Below are 21,498 nucleotides of genomic sequence, written 5' to 3' on the forward strand. Positions count from 1 at the left end.
GGCCCTCAGAATAGTGAAGCGGCCGGGTTAACTCCTTCGTGTACCACTGGGACGAGTCGGACAACCGGTGTGTTAAGGCCGGAGCAACGCCAGATCGACGCCGAGCGCGGCGAACGGTTTCTCAGCCGCGGGCAGCACCTTCACCGCGCGATGGCCTTCGGCGGCGACCCAGCCGGCGTCGACGGCCTTGCCGAGCAACGCCGCGGGCAGCGACCCGGCGAGGTGATCGCGGCGCTCCGTCCAATCCAGACAGTCGCGCAGCAGGGCGCGCCGCCCGTCCGGCACCGGCACGCCCAGCTCGGCGAGCACCTCCTGGCCGCGGCCGGTCAGCGTCAGCCCGGCGTCGGTGCTGACCAGCCCGGCGGCGAGCATGCCGTCACGCAGCGCGACGCCGACCTGCCCGGCCAGGTGGTCGTAGCAGGTGCGCGCGAACCCGAGCCGCCGCACCCGCACCGACGACCTGAGCCCGGTCACCGGCCGGTGCTCGGCGTGCTGGGCCAGGTGCTCGATCAGCTCGGCGACGCGCGGGTCGGCGATCCGGACGTAACTGGCCCGCCCCTGCTTCACGCGGGCGACGAACCCGGCGCCGACCAGCCGAGTGACGTGCTCACTCGCCGTCGACAGCGCGATCCCGGCCGCCTTGGCCAGCTCGCCGACCGTCCACGCCCGCCCGTCCAGCAGGACGAGGCACATGGTGGCGCGGCTCGGGTCGGCGAGCACCGCGGCCACCTCCGCCAGCGCGATCGTCTCCATGTCCCCACGGTACGACCCGCCGGCTTCGGTGGCCGCCGAAGCGTCAGACGCCCTTGAGGAACTTCGCGGCCAGCTGGACGGCCGGTCCCGAGTCGTTCGAGTTCTCCAGGACGACGGCGAAGGCGACGTTCCCGCGGTAGCCGACGAACCAGCCGGTGGCCTGCTGCCCGTCGCCGAACTGGGCGGTGCCGGTCTTGCCGAACACGCTCCCGGCGCCCGCCGCCGCCTTGCCGGTGCCGCTGGTGACGACCGCGCGCATCATCTTCCGGACCTCGCCCAGCACGGACGCGGGCGGCGGCGAGTACCCCTTGACGACGACGGTGTCGAGGTCGTGCCACAGCTTCGGGGTGATCGCCTTGCCGCTCGCGACCGTCGCGGCCATCATCGCGCCGCCGAGCGCGCTGGCCTGGATCCGGCCCTGGCCGAACCCGTCCTCGACCTGCTCGTCCTTGCTCGCCGCGGGCTCGACCTTGCCGAGCTCGGTCTTGAGGCCCGGGATCTCGTAGTCGGCGTTGAGGCCCAGCTCGTTCGCCGCTTTCACGAGCCCGTCCGCGGGCAGGTTCAGCGCGAGCTGACCGAACGTGGTGTTGCAGGAGCGCGCGAACGCCGTCTGCAGGTTCGTCGCGCCCAGCTCGAAGCCCTCGTTCTTGACCGTGCGCGTGCCGATCGTCGCGACGCCGGGGCAGTCGACCGGCGAGGCCGCGTTGAGGCCGCTCTGCTGGATCGCCGCGACCGAAGTGGCGATCTTGAACGACGACCCCGGCTCGTACAGCCCGTTCAGGGCCTTCGGCGAGAGGCCGGCGGCCGCGTTCTGCGCGACGGCGAGGATGTCGCCCGAGCCTGAGTCGAGCGCGACGAGCATCGCGGATCCGGAGTAGCCGTCGACCGCGGCTTGCGCGGACTGCTGCGCGCCCACGCTCAAGCTCGACGTCAGCGGCTTCGCGCCCTCGTCCGACGCCTTCCCGAAGAGCGTCTCCAGGTTCTTGCCGCCGGTGTCGGTGCGGACGACCGCGAACCCGGTGCCCGCCGCGGCCGTGGCCTGGCCGAGCAACGCGGACCGCAGCAGCGGCGCCGGGTTGCCGTCGGCCGGGCGCAGGCCGCCGGCCCCGCTGATGATCAGCGGCTTGCCGTCGCGGTCGGCGACGGCGGTGCTGTCCTGGACGGCCGTGCTGATCGCCAGCCGCTGGCCCGCTTCGAGCTTCGGGTGCAGCAGCGCCGGCGCCCAGTGCACGAGCCACTTGCCGCCGGCCTGGGCCAGCGTGAACGGCACGTCGTAGGACCAGACCTGACGATCCTTCAGCGTCCAGGCCAGGTGGTAGGTCCCGCTCGTCTGCTTCGCCCCGGCCGGGGTCGGCTGCAGCACGGTCAGCTTCGCGGACAGCGCCGACGGCTGGAGCGTGTTGCGCGCGTCCCGCAGCGCCACCGCCGCCGCCGTGTTGTCGTCGGTCAGCCGGGCCGCGGCGTCTGGGTTGTTCTCGGCGAAATCCTGCAGGTACTCGGTGATCGCCGAGTTCGGGTCGAGCGCGCCGGGGCTTTCGACGGCCGTCTCACCCGGGCCGGCGGCCGCTTCGGGCGCACTCCCGCTGTTCAACAGGAAGAACGCCGCCACCACGACCGCGACCACCGCCAGCGCGCCGCCGATGAGAATGCCGCGTTTTCTGCCAGGACTCATTTCTCGCGTACCCCTCCCCCGTGCGCGCCTCCCGCGCGCACAAGGGCCCAGCTTGCCGATTCCCGGCCCTTTCGGGTGAGAAAGCGACCGGCCCGAAACCGATTCGTGATCGGTTCCGGGCCGGTCGCCGCCTCAGGCCTTGGCGACCGAGACGGTCACCTTCGTGCCGTCACCGACCGTCCCGGCGAAGCCCTCGGCCACCGGGCCGTGGGTCACCGACGTCGCCAGCGTCTCCGAGGCGAGGAACTTCTCGTGCCGCGTAGCCGCTTCGACGACGTCGTCGGGCGCGTCAATTCCGAGCGCGATCCGGTCGGCGACGTCGAGGCCGGCGTCTCGGCGGGCCTGCTGCACGACCCGGACCAGGTCGCGGACCAGGCCTTCGGCCGCCAGGTCCGGCGTCACCTCGGTGTCGATCAGCACCAGCCCCGAGCCGCCGGGCAGCTCGGCCGCCGCGCCGCCGCCCTTGGCGACCAGCCGCCGGTCGAACTCGCCTTCCTGCAGCTCGATCCCGGCCGCGACGACCTTGCCGCCCTGCAGCGACCAGTCCCCCGCCTTGACCGCCTTGATCACCGTCTGGACGTCCTTGCCCAGCCGCGGCCCGGCGGCGCGCGCGTTCACCGCGACCTCGAACCCGCCGTGCGCGGCGACGTCGGCGGTCAGCTCGACCGCCTTGACGTTCACCTCGTCGCGCAGGATGTCGGCGAAGGCGCCCAGCGACTCGGCGTCGTCGGCCGCCACGACCAGCGACGACAGCGGCAGCCGCACGCGCAGCTTGTTGCTCTTGCGCAGCGACAGCGCCGACGACGCCACCTGCCGGACCCGGTCCATCGCCGTCACCAGCGCCGCGTCCGCGGGCAGGTCGAGCGCGTTCGGCCAGTCGCTCAGGTGCACCGAGCGGCCGCCGGTGAGCCCGCGCCAGACCACCTCGGTGGTCAGCGGCAGCAGCGGCGCCGCGACCCGCGACGTCACCTCCAGGACCGTGTGCAGCGTGTCGATCGCGTCCTGATCGCCCGCCCAGAAGCGATCGCGGGAGCGCCGGACGTACCAGTTGGTCAGGGTCTCCAGGAAGTCCCGGACGGTCTGGCACGCGCCCGCGACGTCGTAGTGGTCCATCGCGGACTCGACGTCGGTGACCAGCTCGTGCGTCTTCGCCAGCACGTACCGGTCGAGGACGTGCGGGGAATCGGTGCGCCACTTGCCTTCCACGCCCTCGGCGTTCGCGTACAGCGCGAGGAAGTAGTACGAGTTCCACAGCGGCAGCACGGCCTGGCGGACGGCGTCGCGGATGCCCTTGTCGGTGACGACCAGGTTGCCGCCGCGCAGGATCGGGCTCGCCATCAGGTACCAGCGCATGGCGTCGGAGCCGTCGCGCTCGAAGACCTCGTTGACGTCCGGGTAGTTGCGCAGCGACTTGGACATCTTCGCGCCGTCGGAGCCCAGCACGATGCCGTGCGAGACGCAGGTGCGGAACGCCGGGCGGTCGAACAGCGCCGTGGCCAGCACGTGCAGCAGGTAGAACCAGCCGCGGGTCTGGCCGATGTACTCGACGATGAAGTCGCTCGGGTAGTGGTGCTCGAACCACTCGGCGTTCTCGAACGGGTAATGCACCTGGGCGTAGGGCATCGAGCCCGAGTCGAACCAGACGTCCAGGACGTCCGGGACGCGGCGCATGGTGGACGCGCCCGTCGGGTCGTCCGGGTTCGGCCGGGTCAGCTCGTCGATGTGGGGCCGGTGCAGGTTGTCCAGCCGCACGCCGAAGTCGGCCTCCAGCTCGTCGAGCGAGCCGTAGACGTCGGTGCGCGGGTGGGCCGGGTCGTCCGACTGCCACACCGGGATCGGCGTGCCCCAGTAACGGTTGCGCGAGACCGACCAGTCGCGCGCGTTCTCCAGCCACTTGCCGAACTGGCCGTCCTTGACGTTCTCCGGGTACCAGGTGATCTGCTGGTTGAGCTCGACCATCCGGTCCTTGAACTGCGTCACCGCGACGAACCACGACGACACCGCGCGGTAGATCAGCGGGTTCCGGCAGCGCCAGCAGTGCGGGTAGGAGTGGTCGTAGGTCTCGTGGCGCAGCAGCACGGAACCCTGCTGCCCGGCCGAACCCGTGCCGTTCTTGAGGTCGCGGACGATGTTCGGGTTGGCGTCGAACACCTGCTGCCCGGCGTAGTCGGGCACGGTGTCGTCGAACTTGCCGTGCGCGTCGACCGGCGTGACCGGCGGGATCCCGGCGGCGTCGGTGACGGCCTTGTCCTCTTCACCGTAGGCGGGCGCGATGTGCACGACGCCGGTGCCGTCGTCGGTGGTGACGTAGTCGGCCGCCAGCACGCGGTGCGCGTTCTCGGTGCCGGTGAAGTACGGGAACGGTGGTGCGTAACGGTTCCCGAGCAGCTGCGCGCCGGCGTAGCGCGCGACGACCGCCGGTTCCTCGCCGAGCTCACGCGCGTACGCGGCGACGCGCGCTTCGGCGAGCAGGAACCGCTTGCCGGGGAAGTTCTCGCTCTCCACGACGACGTACTGCACCTCGGGGTGCACCGCGGTGGCGAGGTTCGACGGCAGCGTCCAGGGCGTGGTCGTCCAGATCAGCAGGTAGGTGCCGTCGAGCTCGTTGTCGTTGCCTTCCATCCGGAACCCGACGGTGACGGCCGGGTCCTGGCGGTTGCGGTAGACGTCGGCGTCCATGCCCAGCTCGTGGTTGGACAGCGGCGTCGCGTCGCGCCAGCAGTAGGGCAGGACGCGGTAGCCCTCGTAGACGAGTCCCTTGTCCCACAGGCGTTTGAACGCCCACAGCACCGACTCCATGTAGGTGACGTCGAGCGTCTTGTAGTCGTTGTCGAAGTCGACCCAGCGCGCCTGGCGGGTGACGTAGTCGCGCCACTCGCCGGTGTAGCGCAGCACGGACTCGCGCGAAGCCTCGTTGAACTTCGCGATGCCCATCTCTTCGATCTCGGACGTCTCGGTGATGCCGAGCTGGCGCATCGCCTCGAGCTCGGCGGGCAGGCCGTGGGTGTCCCAGCCGAAGCGGCGCTCGACCTTGCGGCCCTTCATCGTCTGGTAGCGCGGCACCAGGTCCTTGACGTACCCGGTGAGCAGGTGGCCGTAGTGCGGCAGGCCGTTGGCGAACGGCGGGCCGTCGTAGAAGACGTACTCGTTGTCACCGTGCTCGCCGGCGGGGCGCGCGTCGATGCTCGCCTGGAACGTCCGGTCGCTCTCCCAGTAGGCGAGGACGTGGGTCTCCAGCTCGGGGAAGGACGGCTGCGACGGCACTCCGGCGCTGTCGCCGAGCTTGGCCTGGGGGTACATCCGGGTGCTCCTCGGTTCGTCACTCTCGTACGGACGACCGGCTCCCGGTCACCCACACGGGGACGAGACGCCTTCCGGCGTTCCGCGGTACCACCCCGCTTGCCCGGCGATGAAGGCTGCCGGGCCGCTCGTTCCACGGCTGTCACGGGCCGCACCCGTCCGATTCTACTGCGAGCGGTGAGGCTCGGTTCTTCCGGAAGCTCCCCGGTGATGGCCGGATCGACGCTGTGCTGATACCAGGTTAACCGCTCCGCGCAACCGGGTTGTCACGAGGGCCGCCGCCGGAAATGAAGACGCCTTCGCGGACGCGTCGCCGTTAGCATCGCCGGGCGCCGCTTTTCGGTGTGCAGCGGGCGAAACACGGGGGACGTTCATGGATTTGTCCGGCGCGGAGCTGGTCGACCTCGCCGCGCGCGAGTCCTTGCTGGGCCGGGCCACCGACGCGATCTGGGCCCGGTTCGACGAGCTGTGTCCCGAGCCCACCGGCGAGCTGCTGGCGCTGCGGCTGATGGCGGCGGCGAACCGCGACGACCCGGCTGCCGCGTCGCGAGACCTGGAGCGGGCCGCCGCGGTGGCCGAGGAGGCGGGCAACGCCGTGCTGGCCGAGTCGGCACGGGGCGCCCGGCTCCTGCTGCTCGCGCCGGCGGCCGCCGAGACCGCGCTCGAAGCCGTCGCCGACCGGGTGGCAGCGCTCGGCGACGCCGAAGGACACAGCTTCGCCTTGCTGCGGCTGGCCACCGCGCACTTCGCGCGGCAGGACTTCCCGGGCGCCCGGGAGGTCCTCGACCGCGCCGAGACCCCCATCCACGCGACCGGCAGACCCGAGCTGGCCGGGCTGTGGCTGGCCCGCCAGGCGGTCCTGTCCGCCAACCTGGGCGACCTTCCGCGGGCGATCGAGCTGGCCACGGAGGCCGCGGCGCGCTACACCGAAGCCGGGTCCCCGGAACGCACCGCGCACGCCCGGCTGCTGGCCGCGCGGTTCCGCCGGAGCCAGGGCGACGTCGAAGGCGCGTTCGCCGCCACCACCGGCATCGACGCCGGCACGGACCTGGGCATCCAGGCCCAGGTCAGCCGGCTCCGGGGGAAGCTGGCCCGGCGACTGGACCGCCCGGAAGACGCGATCGCGGCGTTCCACTCGGCGATCACGGACTTCACCGCGGCGGGCAAGCCGGTCGACGCGGCCGCCACCCGCGTCGACCTCGCACGGGTGTACCTGGACCTCGACCGCCCGGAGGACGCGGCGGCGGCCGTCACCGACGCGGAGCCGGTACTGGCCCGGGCCGGAGCCGGGCGGGACCTCGCGAACGGCCGGATGCTGCTGGGCCACGCGTATCGCGCTCTCGGCCGCCCGGAGCAGGCTTTGGCGTTGTTCGGTGCGGCGGCCGAGTACTTCGCCGTCGCCTCGCCGGCCGTCGCGGGCGAGGTGAGGGAGGCGCTGGCGGACGTCCTCACCGAGCTGGACCGCGACGCCGAAGCGGCGGCCGAGTACACCCGAGCGGCGGGGCACTTCGAGCAAGCAGGCCTGAAGTCATCCGAACTCCGCACACTGCGGCGAGCGCTGCTGTCCTGGCTCCGGGACGGCGACGCCGACCGGACGCTGACGGCGCTGGCCACCGCGGACGCGGCCGAGCCGGACCCCGCGGACCCGGACGCGGCGTGGGAGCGCGCGATGACCACGTTCGACGGCGCCCGAGTGCTGTCGGACCTGGGCCACCCGGCGGCGGCCTACACCCGAGCGACCACAGCGGCGGCCGAGCTGCGCGCGATCGACGCGACCCCGATGATCGCCGTGGCGGAGTTCCTGTGTGGACAGTTGCTGGTCGAACTCGGAAAGTTCGCCGAGGCCCGGGAAAAGCTGACCGAGACACTGGCCCTGCTGCCGGACCACGCGAGCCGCAAGCGGAGGGATGTCGAGGCGCTGCTGGCGGAACTGCCGGACTAGGACACAGCCTCCCGGGTTCGCACGCCGGCCGGCGTCACGAGGATTGCCGTCAGCCACAGGGCCGCCGAGCTGCTGGAGACGCTCGCCCGGTTCTCGCCGGCCCAGCCGGCGACGTTGGCGCGGCGGCGAGGACGTGCCACGTCCACCTCGCGGGACGGCTCGGGGTCGCCGTCACCTCGGCGCTGCCGGCCCGGGGCGCACTGGCTACCGTGGACGGTGAGCGGACCACGCGCAGGCGACCGGATTTCGGCTTCCCTGCGCGAACACCCGTACACGCTGGGTTCCCGAGCCGCCGTCGTCGCGACGCGGTTCGTGGACACGGGCTGGGTGACCCGCCGGGGCCCGGGCGCACCGCGCGCTGCGCTTGACGCCGGCAGGCGAGCGGGCGCTCGAAACCTGCCTCGGCGTGGTCAGCGGTGCGCGGCCACCAGCGTCGCGTCCGGGGCACAGCGAGCACACGGGGTGAAGCCCAGCTGCCGGGCTTCGCCGATGCCGATGGGAATGGTGTCGCGAGCGCCGACCCACGTGCAGCCGCGGACGTGGTAGCGGGGGTGCTCGTCGACGACGACGACCTCGTCCTCGAGGTCGGCCAGCAACGCGATGTCCGCGTCCGACGTCGATTCCTCACCGGGTTCGGCGTCGTCGGGCTGTTTTTCCGCCACGGAAGCCGCGGACGCGGCCGTGGCGGCGGAAGCAGCGGGTGCCTCAGGAGACTCGGAAGTCTCGGCGGCGGGTTCTTCGGTGACGTCGGGTTCGGGCGTGTCGGCCGGATCTCCCAGCTCACCGGCGGCGGGAATGAGGACGGTTTGGTCCTCGCCGACCGGTTTCTCCGGCTCCTTGAACAGGCTCGGCTGTGCGTCGGACGCCGGCTCCGAAGGCTCGACGACGGAAGCAGGCGCGGCGGCGGGCGTCGCGGATCGCCGGCGACGGCGCAGCCAGTCGACGACGAGGATCACCCCGGCGAGCACCGAGAGGCCGATGGAAACCCACGCCCACAGCGAAGAAGCCGTGATGAGCGCGGAGACGAGCAACCCCAGAGCCGCCAGTACCAGTACCAGCACGATGTAGAGCACGGTGAATTACAGCATGAACGGGCCGGGTTCGGTCCACGACCCGCCCACGTGCGGTACCGGATCGACTCCTGACCGTGGCAGAACCCCGCCGGCGCCGCAGAACTGCCGGCGCCGGCGGGGTGTGCCCGGAGAAATCAGCCCGCTTCGGCCCGGGGGCCGAACGAGTAGCCCTGGCCGCCGCTCGACGATCCGGACGACTGCCCGGAGTTCGAGGAAGCCGAGGCCGGTGCGGCGGAGCCGCGGTCGTCGAGCTCGCGCAGCTGGGACTCGAGGAACCCGCGCAACCTCGTGCGGTACTCCCGCTCGATGGTGCGCAGCTCTTCGATCTTCTTGCCCAGCCCGCCCTTCTCGGAGTTCAGGCTGTTCATCGTCTCGGTGTACTTGCGCTGCGACTCGCGTTCCAGCGTGGTGGCCTTGTCGCGCGCCTGGCGCTCCAACGTCTCCGCACGGGTCCGCGCGTCGTTCAGCATCGTGTCGACGCGCGTGCGCGCCTCGTTGACCATCGAGTCGGACTTCGCCCGGGCGTCCGAGAGCAGCTGCTCGGACTTGGTGCGGGCCTCGGCCAGCATCCCGTCGGACTCGGTCTTCGCCTCGGCGGTCAGCCGGTCGGCCATCTCCTGGGCGAGCCCGAGGACCTTGGCCGCCTGCACGTTGGGCTCGCCGCTGTCGGCCACCATCGAGTGGGCCTGGGTCTGCTCCATCGCGGACGCCGGCGGCGGCACCGGCGCGAGACGCCGGGACGGCTCTTCCCGCATCGGGGGCTGTGCGGATTTCGCGCTGTCGAGCTCACTACGAGTCGATTCGAGCTCGGCGTCGAGCTGCTCCATCTGCTGGCGCAGCTCGTTGTTGTCCTCGATCAAGCGGGCCAGCTCGGTCTCCACCAAGTCGAGGAACGCGTCCACCTCGTCCTCGTTGTAGCCCCTCTTGCCGATGGGCGGCTTGCTGAACGCGACGTTATGCACGTCAGCGGGGGTCAACGACATCAGATCACCTCACGCACTCCATGGCCTGCAGGGTCCACCCAAGTCTCCCCGATCAACTTGGAGTCGCCAGTTGCATCGCGAAGAACACAACCAACAGCAGAACCATAATCGATAAGTCCAGTCCGACGCCGCCGATCCGCACCATCGGGATGATTCGCCTGAACAGGCGAACCGGCGGGTCCGTCACTGTGTAGATGGTCTCGAGCGTCACCGCAACCCCTCCGGCCGGGTGCCACTCCCGTGCAAAGGTGCGGACGAGTTCGACCACGATACGTGCCGTCAGCAACAGCCAAAACGCGAACAGCACGTACCAGACGACCAGCCACACAGCTTCCACGTACCTACTCTAACCGGGCGTCCACGTCGAAGACGCAGTTGAGGGGGTCGACGCGGCATCGGGTCGACAAAATCACGTTTGCTTGCGCTCAGCGGTCCGCGCGACTTCAGCCGCGCAGAAACAATCCGCCCTCGGCAATCCGCCGGCGGTCCTCCGCGGTCACGTCCACATCGGGCGGTGAGAGAAGGAACACCTTGTTGGTGACCTTGTCCATCGACCCGCGCAGCGCGAAAGCGAGCCCGGCGGCGAAGTCCACGAGCCGCTTGGCGTCCGCGTTGTCCATCTCGGTGAGGTTCATGATCACCGGGATGCCCTCGCGGTAGTGCTCGCCGATGGCGCGCGCTTCCGCGTAGCTCGTCGGGTGCAGCGTCGTGATCCGGCTCAAGGGGTCACGCACCGGCTGGCGCACGACCGGCTCGGTGACCGGTCGCAGGCGCGCCACGGGCTCCGGCTGCCGGTCCATGGCGAGCGCGCCGTGGACCGCGGGCTCCGACCCGGGCACGGAGCGTGAACGGGCTCGGCTGACGGGCTCGTCGTACGTGTCCTCGCTGTCGCGGTACCGTGAGCGCGACCGAGGAGCAGGCTCCTCGTAGGAGTCGTACTCGTCGTCCGCGTAGCCGCGTCGATAATCTTCTTCGACGTCGTAACCGTCGTCGTCAGCGGGCACCATCCCGAAGTAGGCCTTCAGCTTCTGCAGCGCGCTCATGCCTCTCCCTAGCCCTAGCCGCTCCCGCACCAACGCTTCTCCACGCCGTCAGTGCCCCGTATGGACGACCACTAAACGTGACCGGCACACGAGCTCCCTACGGCGAGGCTAAACCGCGCCCGCCGAGCAGTGCGGTTCCGACACGCACACAGGTTGAGCCGTGCGTGATCGCCTGCTCGAGATCATGGCTCATCCCGGCGGAGACTTCTGCGGCATTCGGGTGATCTTTTCGGAGGCTTTCCGCCGCGCGGGCGAGCTTCTCGAAGGCTTCCCCGGGATCGGCGCCGAGCGGCGCGACGGCCATCAGGCCACGAAACCGCAGTTCACCCGTGTGAGTTACGTGCTCGGCGAGCGCCGCGAGCTCGCCGAGCGGGCAGCCGCCGCGCTCGGTGTCGTCGTCGAGGCTCGCCTGGATCAGGACGTCGAGCGGTTCGTCACGTTTACCGGCGTAACGCGCGGTGTGCACGGCCTTGGCGAGCGCGTCGGCGAGCCGGGCCGAGTCGAGCGACTGCACTTCGTGCGCCCACTCCACCACGGACCGGGCCTTGTTCCGCTGCAGCCGGCCGACCATGTGCCACCGCAGCGCGGAGCCGGGGCGCAGTTCGGCGACCTCGGCCGCCTTCGGCCCGGCCTCCTGGTCGCGGTTCTCGCCGACGTGGGTGACGCCGAGGTCGGCGAGCAGCGCGGCGTCCGACGCCGGGAAGGTCTTGGTCACGGCGATCAGCCGGACCTCGTCGCGGGCCCGCCCGGCGGCGCGGCAGGCAGCCGCGATCCGCTCCTCGACCTCCGCCAGGTTCGCGGCCAGCTCGGCCTTGCGGTCGGTCATGCCTCGATCCAGGTGATGCCGGCGAGCCGCCCGGTCGTCCCGTCGCGCCGGTAGCTGAAGAGCGTCTTGTCCTCGTTCGTGCACCGCGGGTCGACGCCGATCTTGCCGACGCCCAGGCCGGCGAGCTGCTGCCAGAGCCCGGCGCGCAGGTCGAGACCGGGCGTGCCCTTGCGGGTCTTGCAGGCGGTGCCGGGGACGTGCTTCTCGACGTCGGCGGCCATCGCGGCCGGCACCTCGTAGCAGTCGCCGCAGATCGCCGGGCCCAGCAGCGCTTCGATCCGCTGCGGCTCGGCGCCCGCGTCCCGCATCGCCGCCACGGCGGCCGGGACGACGCCGACCCGGGTGCCGACGCGGCCCGCGTGCACCGCCGCGACCACCCCGGCCTCGGCGTCGGCCAGCAGGATCGGGACGCAGTCGGCGACGAGCACCACCAGCGCGACGCCCGGCGTCGCGGTCACCAGCGCGTCGGTCGCCTCGGCGGCGCCGGTCTCCGAGCCGTCCACAGTGGTCGCCGTCCGGCCGTGGACCTGCTCCATCCAGGCCAGCTTGTCCTCGGCCAGGCCCAGCTCGGCCGCGAGCCGCTTGCGGTTCGCGTAGACGTCACCGTCGTCGTCGCCGACGTGGTCCCCCAGGTTGAACGTGTCGTACGGCGGCCGTGACGCGCCACCCGCCCTGGTCGTGACCACTCGCCGAACCCGCATGGTGCCATCCTCCCAAACGCCGTGAAGGCCTCCTTCCCGGCCTTTAGAGCCGGTAAGGAGGCCTTCACGGACCACAGTTTCTAGCGCCGCATGAACGGCGGCACGTCGACCTCGTCGTCCGACGGGTCGTCGTGCACCGGCATGGCGCGCCCGGGCAGGCTGCCCTGGGTCGCGTTGGAGCCCATCGGCGAGTAGCCACGCGAACCGCCACCGGGCTGCGGGAGCCCGCCGGTGTTCTGGCCGCCGGCCGACGGCAGCGGCGTGTGCGACCGCGGCGGCGCGACCGGGTAGCCCGAGCCCGAAGCGGACGGCACCGGGGTGGCCCCCGACGGCGGTCCCTGCTGGTTCGAGACCTGCCCGGCCGAGGCCGACGCCGTGCCCGCGCCCTGGCGCGAACCGGAGCCGAAGGTCGACGGGTCGAGCTTCTTGTGGGTCGGCGCGCCGGCGTCGAAGCCGGCCGCGATCACCGTGACGCGCACCTCGTCGCCGAGCGAGTCGTCGATGATCGTGCCGAAGATGATGTTCGCGTCCGGGTGCGCGGACTCCTGCACCAGCGACGCCGCTTCGTTGATTTCGAACAGGCCCAGATCCGAACCACCCGCGATCGAAAGCAGTGCGCCGTGCGCACCATCCATGGAGGCTTCGAGGAGGGGCGAGTTGATCGCCTTCTCCGCGGCCTGGATGGCTCTGCCTTCACCGCGTGCGCTCCCTATACCCATCAGGGCGGAGCCCGCGCCGGACATGACGCTCTTGACGTCGGCGAAGTCGAGGTTGATCAGGCCCGGGGTGGTGATCAGGTCGGTGATGCCCTGGACACCGGAGAGCAGCACCTCGTCCGCGGAGCGGAACGCGTCCATCAGCGAGACGCCGATGTCGCCGAGCTGCAGCAGCCGGTCGTTCGGGATCACGATGAGGGTGTCGCACTCGTTGCGCAACGACTGGATGCCGTCTTCGGCCTGCTTGCCGCGGCGCTTGCCCTCGAAGGTGAACGGGCGCGTCACGACGCCGATGGTCAGCGCGCCCAGCTTGCGGGCGATCTGCGCCACGACCGGGGCGCCACCGGTACCGGTGCCACCGCCTTCGCCGGCCGTCACGAACACCATGTCGGCGCCCTTGATGACCTCTTCGATCTCTTCACGGTGGTCTTCGGCGGCCTTCTGGCCGACCTCGGGGGCGGCGCCCGCGCCGAGGCCACGGGTCAGCTCGCGGCCGATGTCCAGCTTGACGTCGGCGTCGGACATGAGCAGTGCCTGGGCGTCGGTGTTCACCGCGATGAACTCGACACCCTTGAGGCCGACCTCGATCATGCGGTTCACGGCGTTCACGCCGCCACCGCCGATGCCGACCACCTTGATCACCGCAAGGTAGTTGTGCGGGGGCGTCATCGAAGTCCGCCTTCCTGATCGTTGTGCCCGTACAGCCCGCCGGCCGGTGATCAACTCTCAACCTAAACCCCAGATTGAGAGTTATGTCAACCGCCGACGTTAGGCAGGACGGTAGGCACCAGGCAGGCTCTAATCCAGTAGGCACGCCGTGTGTCGCAAAGGTGTTTTGCCACAACACGTTCGTGCGCGCAAGAGCGAGGAGCCGGAAGCGGCCCCCGCGCGGGGTCTGCTATGGCTCGCGAAACGACCCCGATCAGGCGGGCGCGGGCATGCTCATGAGGACGTCCGTGGGCGCCCCGCTGGGCGATCCACCGGCCTGCTCGAGGCTCACCGCGACCTTGTCGGCGCTGCCCACGCCGTCCGCCACGACCAGCCCGCTGTCGGCCGCGATCACGCCGGCCGAACGCGGCGCTTCGGTGCCGGTGAGCAGCCAGGCCTGGTAGACCTTGCCGTCCGGCTGCGACGGCAGGCCGGCGTCCATCACCATCAGGCGGTTCTGGGACCGGGACAGCACGACCGTCACGCCGCCGCCGGTCGGTGCCTCGCCGTGGCCGGTCTTCGCGTCCGGCGCCGACAGCAGCGCCGCCACCGGCGCGTACCGCGCCTGGGCCTGGTCGAGCTGCGTCTGCGCGGTCTGCAGCTCCTGCTGCTGGGTCAGCGCGATCCCGCCGAACACCCCGCCCGCGGCGAGCCCGACGACGGCCGCGGCGGCCGCCGTGAACACCGCCCAGCGCGGGGCGCGCCCGGAACGGCGGCTCCGCTCGGCCGAGCCGGGCCGCGTCCGCGGCGGCAGCTGCCGGGTGGCGTGCATGGCCGTCATGACGCGGTCCTTGAACTCCGGCGGCGGCTCTTCGGCCATCGCCACGCCCAGCCGGGCCGCGGTCGCGCGCAGCTCGGCGACCTCCTGCGCGCACGACTCGCACTGTTCGAGGTGGCGGGAGAACTCCGCGCGCTCGATGTCCGACACGGCGTCGAGCGCGAACGCCCCCGCCAGCGTGTGCATCTCCGGTGTGCTCACGCGGTCACCCCCAAACAGTCCCGCAGGCGGATCAGGCCGTCCCGCAACCGCGTCTTGATCGTTCCTTGCGGCGTCGACAGCACTTCGGCCACCTCGCGATAGGTGTAGCCCTGGTAGTAGGCCAGCAGCACGGACTCGCGCTGCAGGTCGGTCAGGAAGGACAGGCACCGGCGGACCTGGGAGCGTTCCAGGCTCGCGGTGACGGATTCGGCCACCTCGTCGAACGGGCGGCCGCGGGCGGCTTCGAAGGTCGCCTTCTGCTCGCGCTCGGTGCTGGCGCGCGCCGAGCGGACGCGGTCGACGGCGCGGCGGTGCGCCAGCGTCATCGCCCAGTTCAGCGCGGAGCCCTTCTCGGGCGAGTAGCGCGTCGCGGTGCGCCAGAGCTCGACGAGCACCTCTTGGGCGACCTCTTCGGACTGCGCGGAGTCGCGCACGATCCGGCGGACGAGCCCGAAGATCGGCCCGGAGAACTGGTCGTAGAGCAGCTCGAACGCCCGCTCGTCGCCCTTGGCGACGCGCACCATCAGCTCTTCGGCGCTGGGGCCGGCCTGCCCCTCGGGTTCGTCCGCGGGCACGGGGGCCATGTGGCGCTGGCGAGCCGCCTCATCCATGCAGCTGTCCTCCGGCGTTCTGCGGGGTGCGCGGGATGACCGGCGCCTTCCGCAGCCACAGGGCGATCCCGTGGCGGCGGATCAGCGCGGACACCCGCTGCGGCAGCAGGGGCCGGGCCAGGACCAGCCGGGCCAGCCACCGCGGGCTCGCCGGGCGGCGAACTCCCCGAAGCGTAGCGACCAGCGGTGTGGTGCCCCCACGGCGCAACGCCACCGTGAGGTCGAGCAACGCTTCCGGGTGGGGCAGGCGCATCCGGTACTCGCCGTCCATCTCCTGGAACGGCGAGACGTAGAACTCCTTTTCCGCGCGCGCGAGCCCGGCCTCGTCCGGGTGCAGCAGGTAGGCGTGCCGGCCGCCGTAGGTGTTGTGCACCTCGGCGACGACGCACTCGAGCGTGCCGTCGGGACCGTGGCACCAGTAGACGCTGATCGGGTTGAACACGTACCCGAGCACGCGCGCGGCGGCCAGCATCACGACCTTGCCGCCGCGCAGGTCCACCCCGCGCTCCGCGAGCCACCCGTCGAGCTTCTCCCGGATCCCCCGGTCGTCGCCGGCCACGAAGTGGTCGCGGCGGTCGAAACCGGCGAACGGGCGCGCCCACCACGGCAACCGCGGCGGCGCGTCGAGGTCGACCAGCCACAGGTACACGCGGTGCGCGAAGGCGTGCGGCGGGTCGATCCGGCGCACGTGCGCGACGGTGGCGTCGTAGAGCGCGGTCGTCACCAGGTGACCCCCAGGGTTTCGGCGGCCCGCGCCCCGGAGGCGCAGCCGTCTTCGTGGAAGCCCCAGCCGTGGTAGGCGCCGGCGTAGGCGATCACGCCGTCGTTCAGCTCGGGCAGCCGCCGTTGCGCCGCAACGGCTTCCGGCGTGTAGACCGGGTGCTCGTAGCGCATCTTGGCGACCAGCCCGGTGCGGCCCGTGCCCTCGCCCGGGTTGAGCGTGACGACGTACCCGGTCGGCTCGTCCAGCCGCATCAGGCGGTTCATGTCGTAGCTGACCTGGACCGCGCCGGTCGGGGCGCCGCACTCGGGGGCCCGGTAGTTCCAGCCCGCGCGGGCGTCGGCCAGCGACGGCAGCACGCTGGTGTCGGTGTGCAGCCAGGCCTCGTTCTCCGAGTAGCGGAACGCGCCGAGCACGTCGCGTTCGGTGCCGGACGGGTTGGCCAGCAAGGAAAGCGCCTGATCCGCGTGCGTGGCGATGACGACCCGGTCGACGCGGTGCGGGGTGTCGGCGTCGTCGCGGATCTCGACGCCGCCGCCCGCGGTCCGCAGCACCGACCGCACCGGCGTCGACAGGTGCACGGCGGTGAGCTGCTTGGCCGCGCGTTCGACGTATTCGCGGGAGCCGCCGACGACCGTCCGCCAGGCGGGCGAGTTCTTGACGCTCAGCATGCCGTGGTTGCGGAGGAACTCGAACAGGTAGCGCGCCGGGTACCGCAGGGTGTCGCTGCGGTCGGCGGACCAGACCGTCGAGACCACCGGCAGCATGAAGTGGTCGACGAAGTAGCGGGAGTAGCCGCCGATGGCGAGGAACGCGCCGAGCGTCACATCACCGGCGTCCTTCGCCTCCAGCAGCCGCTTCGCGTGGCGGTGGAACCGCTTCACCTCGGCGAGCATGCGGACGTAGCGCGGGCGGACGACGTTGCCGCGCTGGGCGAACAGCCCGGGCAGCCCCTTCGCGCCGGCGTACTGCAGGCCGCAGCCGTCGCAGCGGATGCTCATCGACATCTCGGTGTCGCGCGTCTGCACGCCGAGCTCGCCGAACAGCCGCAGCAGCGTCGGGTAGGTGCGCTCGTTGTGGACGATGAACCCGGAGTCCACGCCGATGGTGCCGCCGTGGGCGCTGGGCACGTCGTGGGTGTGCGCGTGCCCGCCCAGCCGGTCGTCGGCCTCGAACAGCAGGACCTCGTACTTGCGTTGCAGCAGGTAGGCGGCAGTCAGTCCGGCCACCCCGCTGCCGATGACGGCGATGCGTTCTCCCGTGATCTCCACACCGGTACTTCGCCGCCGCCGCCGATGTGGATTGGATGAGCGCGGCACCAATCCACCGCGCAGCAGGGAGCGAATCCCGGACATGCCGAACAGCACCGCGCACCGCCTCGCCTCGTTCGCCGAAAAGCTCCTCGGCGGGCAGCTCCCCATCGGCCTCCGGACGTGGGACGGAACCCGCGCCGGACCAGTGGACGCGCCCACCGTGGTGCTGCGCAACCGCCGCGCCCTCCGCCACCTGCTCTTCGCGCCGGGTGAGCTGGGTCTCGCCCGCGCCTACGTCACCGGTGACCTCGACGTCGAAGGCGATCTCGCCGACGGCTTCCGCCGCATCTGGTCCCTCACCCGCGCGGGTGAGCTCAAGCGGGTGAAGCTGGGCCCGCGCGAGTGGGCGGAGGCCGCCAAGCTCGCCGGTGCGCTCGGCGTCATCGGCCTGCCCCCGAAGCCGCCCGTCGAAGAGGCCCGGCTGTCCGGGAAGCTGCACAGCCTGCTGCGCGACAAGTCCGCCATCGCCCACCACTACGATCTGGGCAACGCCTTCTACCAGCTGCTGCTGGACGACTCGATGGCCTACTCCAGCGCGTACTTCACCTCCGACGAGCCGGGCTACGGCCTGGCGGAGGCGCAGTCCGACAAGCTGGAGATGATCTGCCGCAAGCTGGGCCTGCGCCCGGGCATGCGGCTGCTCGACGTCGGCTGCGGCTGGGGCTCGCTGCTGGTCCACGCGGCCAAGCACCACGGCGTGCACGCCGTCGGCATCACGCTCTCGGCCGAGCAGCTGCAGCACATCCGCGGCCGGCTCGCCCAGCACGACCTCGAAGACCGCGTCGAGGTGCGGCGCCAGGACTACCGCGAGCTGCCGGACGCGCCGTTCGACGCGGTGGCGTCGATCGAGATGGGCGAGCACGTCGGGGAGGTCAACTACCCGACCTACGCCGCGACGCTGCACAAGATGGTCAAGCCCGGCGGGCGCGTGCTGATCCAGCAGATGTCCCGCGGGAACGTCGCCCCGGGCGGCGGCGCGTTCATCGAGCGCTACATCGCGCCCGACATGACCATGCGCCCGGTCGGCCGGACCGTCGAACACCTCGAAACCGCCGGCCTCGAGGTGCGTGACGTCCACGCGATGCGCGAGCACTACGTCTGGACGGTACGGGCCTGGGCCGACACCCTGGAGGAGAACTGGGCCGACGTCGTCGCGCTCATCGGGGAGTCCGGCGCGCGGGTCTGGCGCCTCTACCTGGTGGGCGGGGCGCTGGCGTTCGAGGAGAACCGGATGGGTGTGGACCAGATCCTGAGCGTGCGACCGGACGCCGGCGGCGTCAGCGGCATGCCGGCGACCCGGGAGTGGAACTGATGCCCCTGGGCGGCACGTTGCTGGTCACCGCCGGCGTCACGGTCGTGGCGGTGGTGGTGACCTTCGGGATCGCGCGGGCGCGCAAGCGCTACGACACGATCGACACGTTCTGGGGGCTCGGCTTCGCGATCGTCGCGCTGGCCGCGTTCCCGTTCGGCGACGGGCCGCTGCCGCTGCGGCTGGTGGTGACGGCGCTGACCGTCGTCTGGGGCGTGCGCCTCTCGACGCACCTGCACCTGCGCAACCACAAGCTGCCGGAGGACCCGCGGTACGTGCGGATGGCCAGGAAGGCGTCGCCGGCGAAGATGTTCGTGCGCGTGTACCTGGTGCAGGCCGTGGTGCTGTACTTCGTGTCACTGCCGGTGCAGTTCGCGCAGTACGGCACGGACATCGGCGTGCTGGGCTGGCTAGGCGTCGCCGTGTGGCTGGTCGGATTCGCCTTCGAGACGGCAGGCGACGACCAGCTGCGCCGCTTCAAGGCCGACCCCGGCAACCAGGGCAAGGTGCTCGACACCGGGCTCTGGCGCTACACGCGGCACCCGAACTACTTCGGCGACGCGTGCGTCTGGTGGGGCCTGTACCTCCTGGCGTGCTCGACGTGGCCGGGCGCGCTGACGATCCTCTCCCCGATCGCGATGACCTACACCCTGGCCCGCGGTACGGGGAAACCGTTGCTGGAGAAGGGAATGGCCCGCACGCGCCCGGCGTACGCCCACTACGTCGAGCGCACCAGCGGGTTCTTCCCCCTGCCCCCCAAGCGCGTCACTCCCCCGTGAGCCCGTCGGTCAGCTCGCGCAGCACGTCGAGGTGGCCGACGTGCCGGGCCGTCTCCTCGATCATGTGCGCGACGACCCAGCGGACGTTGAACGTCTCGTCCTTGTGCGTCACCTCGTCCGCGAGGTCGTGCTGCGCGACGATCTCGCGGCTGCGGACGCACTGCGTTTCGTAGCCGGCGAGCAGCTGCTCCACCGTCGCCTCGGGCGCGACCCGGAACTCCGCGTCCGGGTCCAGCTCCAGCTTCTCCTCCCAGGTGTCCGGTTCACCGTCGACGACCACGGCGAACCAGTACCACTCGTTGAGCGTGAGGTGCGCGAGCAGCCCGGCGACGGTCGTCAGCTCGCTCGGCAGGTGGACCCGCCGGGCCTGCTCGGGGCTCAGCCCGCCGCTCTTCCAGGCGACGGTGGCGCGGTGGTAGTCGAGCAGGCTGGTGAGGATCTCCCGCTCGCCGCCGGTGAGCGGGATCTTCGGGCGGTCCGGTCGTTCGGTCATGGCCGGGGACTCTGCCAGAAGGGTCCGACACTTTCGCGGGCCGAATACCTTGCGCACGATGTAATCGTGGGCTAGGTTTGCGGACGTGCCGGATGAGTTCTCGTTGGACGAGCAAGCCTGCTTCGCGCTGTACGCGGCGTCCCGGGCCGTGACGGACACGTACCGTCCCCTGCTCGGCGAGCTGGGCCTCACGTACCCGCAGTACCTGGTGCTGCTGGTGCTGTGGGAGTCCGGCGACCGGCCGGTCAAGGAGATCGGCGAACGGCTGCACCTGGACTACGGCACGCTTTCCCCGCTGCTCAAACGACTCGAGGCCAACGGACTGGTGACGCGGACGCGGCGGCCCGCCGACGAACGCACCGTGGTGGTCGGCCTGACCGAGGAGGGCCGGTCGATGCGCGAGCGCGCCACCGGCGTCCCCCCGGCCATCGGCTGCGCACTGGGCCTCGACGACACCGAGCGGCGACAGCTGATCGAAACCCTGCGGCGGTTGACGGCGTCAGCCGCCGCCTACCCACCTGGAGGCACCCATGCCCAGCCGTGACGCGACCACCCACTGGACCGGCGGACTGCAGAAGGGGAAGGGCGAGGTCACGCTGGACTCGTCCAACGCCGGCACGTTCTCCGTCTCGTTCCCGACCCGCGCGGGCAACCCCGACGGCCAGACGAGCCCCGAAGAGCTCATCGCCGCGGCGCACTCGTCGTGCCTCGCGATGAACCTGTCGGGCGTGCTGGAGGCCGAGAAGCTGACGGCGGACTCGATCGACGTCAGCGCGGAGGTCACCCTCGGCCCGGCCGCCGGCGGCGGCTTCGAGATCAGCGGCATCGCGATCACCCTGCGCGCGGCACTGCCCGGCGTGAGCGCGGAGAAGTTCGCGGAGTACGCGGAGACGGCGGAGAAGACGTGCCCGGTGTCGAAGGCCCTCGCGGGCACGACGATCACCCTGGACGCGGCACTGGTCTGAGGTTTCAGCGCAACGGCCGTCCCGCTCCGGCAGGGCGGCCGTTCGCCGTCAGTGGGCGGCTTTGGCTCGATAAGTCGACTTCTTCGCCTGGTTCCCGCAGACGTCCATCGAGCACCACCGGCGCGTTCCCGGCCTCGACGTGTCCAGGAACAGTGCCCCGCACCGCGCGCCCGCGCAGTGGCGGATCCGGTCGAACGCCGGGGAGGTCACCAGGTCCAGGGCGTCGCGGGCCAGCACCGAGAACATCGCCGACGCGGGATCCCCGGCGCGCCAGCGGAGTTCGCCCGACGGGGTCAGCGCCGGCGCCGGGACCGGCGACGCCGCGAAGCGGTTCAGGCGCTGACGGGTCGCCGGGCGGCACGAGACGGCGCCGTCCGAGACCAGTTCGTGGATCGCCTCGCGCAGCACCCGGGCGTCGCGGACCGAAGCGTCCGACGGCACGACGGCCTCTCCGAACTTGCCGAACTCCTCGATCCACGCACGCCAGGAAGCGCCGTCCGGCAGCTCCTCCGTAGCATCGGACGTGCCGCGATACCGCAGCGTGCGCACGAAATCGAGGCACAACCTGCCCGCGCCCGACCGGAACCGCTCTGTCATGCACGTCACCGTAC

22 protein-coding genes are annotated in these 21,498 nt (G+C 71.4%); 5 read left to right on the forward strand and 17 right to left on the reverse strand.

All coding sequences use genetic code 11. From position 1 onward, the window contains the following. Positions 1 to 72: 72 nt before the first annotated feature. The 3 genes from MUY22_RS46450 to ileS all read right to left on the reverse strand — a co-directional run bounded on the left by MUY22_RS46450 (position 73) and on the right by ileS (position 5,725). Positions 73 to 753 carry a helix-turn-helix transcriptional regulator gene (locus tag MUY22_RS46450; RefSeq protein ID WP_247054529.1) on the reverse strand — a complete coding sequence of 227 codons (681 nt, stop codon included), beginning with the start codon at positions 751 to 753 and terminating at the stop codon, positions 73 to 75. Positions 754 to 796: 43 nt separating this feature from the next. Further along, the gene (locus MUY22_RS46455) at positions 797 to 2,425 is read right to left on the reverse strand and encodes a penicillin-binding transpeptidase domain-containing protein (protein ID WP_247054531.1); all 1,629 of its coding nucleotides are present in this window, start codon (positions 2,423 to 2,425) and stop codon (positions 797 to 799) included. 132 nt (positions 2,426 to 2,557) lie between these two features. After that, entirely contained in the window at positions 2,558 to 5,725 is a 3,168-nt protein-coding gene (gene ileS / locus MUY22_RS46460) for an isoleucine--tRNA ligase (protein WP_247054533.1), read from the reverse strand. 373 nt (positions 5,726 to 6,098) lie between these two features. On the opposite strand from ileS, the gene MUY22_RS46465 reads away from it, so the two are divergent. Beyond that, on the forward strand, positions 6,099 to 7,667 hold the full coding sequence (locus tag MUY22_RS46465; protein WP_247054535.1) for a soluble NSF attachment family protein: 1,569 nt from the start codon (positions 6,099 to 6,101) through the stop codon (positions 7,665 to 7,667). Here MUY22_RS46465 and MUY22_RS46470 read toward each other — a convergent pair. From MUY22_RS46470 to MUY22_RS46525, 12 genes are all read right to left on the reverse strand, one after another. Next, entirely contained in the window at positions 7,664 to 7,807 is a 144-nt protein-coding gene (locus MUY22_RS46470) for a hypothetical protein (protein WP_247054536.1), read from the reverse strand. The two genes, MUY22_RS46465 and MUY22_RS46470, sit on opposite strands and share 4 nt — an antisense overlap. Positions 7,808 to 8,077: 270 nt before the next feature. Next, a complete protein-coding gene (locus tag MUY22_RS46475) occupies positions 8,078 to 8,740 on the reverse strand; it encodes a hypothetical protein (protein ID WP_247054538.1) in 663 nt (220 codons plus the stop codon). A 134-nt stretch (positions 8,741 to 8,874) separates the two neighbouring features. Continuing rightward, complete coding sequence (locus tag MUY22_RS46480) at positions 8,875 to 9,723, reverse strand: DivIVA domain-containing protein (protein WP_247054541.1); 849 nt, start codon at positions 9,721 to 9,723, stop codon at positions 8,875 to 8,877. A gap of 52 nt (positions 9,724 to 9,775) precedes the next feature. Next, positions 9,776 to 10,051 (reverse strand): YggT family protein, encoded by a 276-nt coding sequence (locus MUY22_RS46485; protein WP_013224824.1) that lies wholly within the window; start codon positions 10,049 to 10,051, stop codon positions 9,776 to 9,778. A 115-nt stretch (positions 10,052 to 10,166) separates the two neighbouring features. Continuing rightward, positions 10,167 to 10,766, reverse strand: coding sequence for a cell division protein SepF (locus MUY22_RS46490; protein WP_247054543.1), 600 nt, complete (start codon positions 10,764 to 10,766; stop codon positions 10,167 to 10,169). A 97-nt stretch (positions 10,767 to 10,863) separates the two neighbouring features. Further along, a complete protein-coding gene (locus MUY22_RS46495; protein WP_247054544.1) occupies positions 10,864 to 11,592 on the reverse strand; it encodes a YggS family pyridoxal phosphate-dependent enzyme in 729 nt (242 codons plus the stop codon). Next, positions 11,589 to 12,293, reverse strand: a complete 705-nt coding sequence (pgeF, locus tag MUY22_RS46500; protein ID WP_247054546.1) for a peptidoglycan editing factor PgeF — start codon at positions 12,291 to 12,293, stop codon at positions 11,589 to 11,591. The genes MUY22_RS46495 and pgeF overlap by 4 nt, the downstream gene beginning before the upstream one ends. A gap of 80 nt (positions 12,294 to 12,373) precedes the next feature. Then, a complete protein-coding gene (gene ftsZ, locus MUY22_RS46505) occupies positions 12,374 to 13,678 on the reverse strand; it encodes a cell division protein FtsZ (protein ID WP_247054548.1) in 1,305 nt (434 codons plus the stop codon). Between the two features lie 253 nt (positions 13,679 to 13,931). Then, on the reverse strand, positions 13,932 to 14,681 hold the full coding sequence (locus MUY22_RS46510; RefSeq protein WP_371827713.1) for an anti-sigma factor domain-containing protein: 750 nt from the start codon (positions 14,679 to 14,681) through the stop codon (positions 13,932 to 13,934). An 11-nt stretch (positions 14,682 to 14,692) separates the two neighbouring features. Beyond that, complete coding sequence (gene sigK, locus MUY22_RS46515; RefSeq protein WP_247054553.1) at positions 14,693 to 15,307, reverse strand: ECF RNA polymerase sigma factor SigK; 615 nt, start codon at positions 15,305 to 15,307, stop codon at positions 14,693 to 14,695. Beyond that, positions 15,300 to 16,034, reverse strand: coding sequence for a DUF1365 domain-containing protein (locus MUY22_RS46520; protein ID WP_247064449.1), 735 nt, complete (start codon positions 16,032 to 16,034; stop codon positions 15,300 to 15,302). Before MUY22_RS46520 ends, sigK begins: the two co-directional genes overlap by 8 nt. Next, complete coding sequence (locus MUY22_RS46525) at positions 16,028 to 17,299, reverse strand: NAD(P)/FAD-dependent oxidoreductase (protein ID WP_247054555.1); 1,272 nt, start codon at positions 17,297 to 17,299, stop codon at positions 16,028 to 16,030. The genes MUY22_RS46520 and MUY22_RS46525 overlap by 7 nt, the downstream gene beginning before the upstream one ends. 82 nt (positions 17,300 to 17,381) lie before the next feature. Between MUY22_RS46525 and MUY22_RS46530 the strand changes: the two genes are divergently transcribed. Both MUY22_RS46530 and MUY22_RS46535 read left to right on the forward strand, forming a co-directional pair. Continuing rightward, entirely contained in the window at positions 17,382 to 18,653 is a 1,272-nt protein-coding gene (locus MUY22_RS46530) for a cyclopropane-fatty-acyl-phospholipid synthase family protein (RefSeq protein ID WP_247054556.1), read from the forward strand. After that, entirely contained in the window at positions 18,653 to 19,429 is a 777-nt protein-coding gene (locus MUY22_RS46535) for a DUF1295 domain-containing protein (protein WP_247064451.1), read from the forward strand. The genes MUY22_RS46530 and MUY22_RS46535 overlap by 1 nt, the downstream gene beginning before the upstream one ends. Here MUY22_RS46535 and MUY22_RS46540 read toward each other — a convergent pair. Further along, a complete protein-coding gene (locus MUY22_RS46540) occupies positions 19,416 to 19,922 on the reverse strand; it encodes a DinB family protein (RefSeq protein WP_247054559.1) in 507 nt (168 codons plus the stop codon). The genes MUY22_RS46535 and MUY22_RS46540 overlap by 14 nt on opposite strands. Positions 19,923 to 20,007: 85 nt before the next feature. Here MUY22_RS46540 and MUY22_RS46545 point away from each other — a divergent pair, with 85 nt between their 5' ends. Both MUY22_RS46545 and MUY22_RS46550 read left to right on the forward strand, forming a co-directional pair. Beyond that, positions 20,008 to 20,466, forward strand: coding sequence for a MarR family winged helix-turn-helix transcriptional regulator (locus tag MUY22_RS46545; RefSeq protein WP_247054561.1), 459 nt, complete (start codon positions 20,008 to 20,010; stop codon positions 20,464 to 20,466). Then, complete coding sequence (locus MUY22_RS46550; RefSeq protein WP_247054564.1) at positions 20,453 to 20,887, forward strand: OsmC family peroxiredoxin; 435 nt, start codon at positions 20,453 to 20,455, stop codon at positions 20,885 to 20,887. Before MUY22_RS46545 ends, MUY22_RS46550 begins: the two co-directional genes overlap by 14 nt. A 48-nt stretch (positions 20,888 to 20,935) precedes the next feature. Here the strand turns inward: MUY22_RS46550 and MUY22_RS46555 are convergent, their stop codons facing one another. Next, positions 20,936 to 21,484: an ABATE domain-containing protein gene (locus MUY22_RS46555; RefSeq protein ID WP_247054566.1), complete on the reverse strand. Its 549-nt coding sequence runs from the start codon at positions 21,482 to 21,484 to the stop codon at positions 20,936 to 20,938. Between the last annotated feature and the right edge of the window lie 14 nt (positions 21,485 to 21,498).

Origin of the sequence: Amycolatopsis sp. WQ 127309, assembly GCF_023023025.1 — a bacterium.
GTDB lineage: Bacteria > Actinomycetota > Actinomycetes > Mycobacteriales > Pseudonocardiaceae > Amycolatopsis.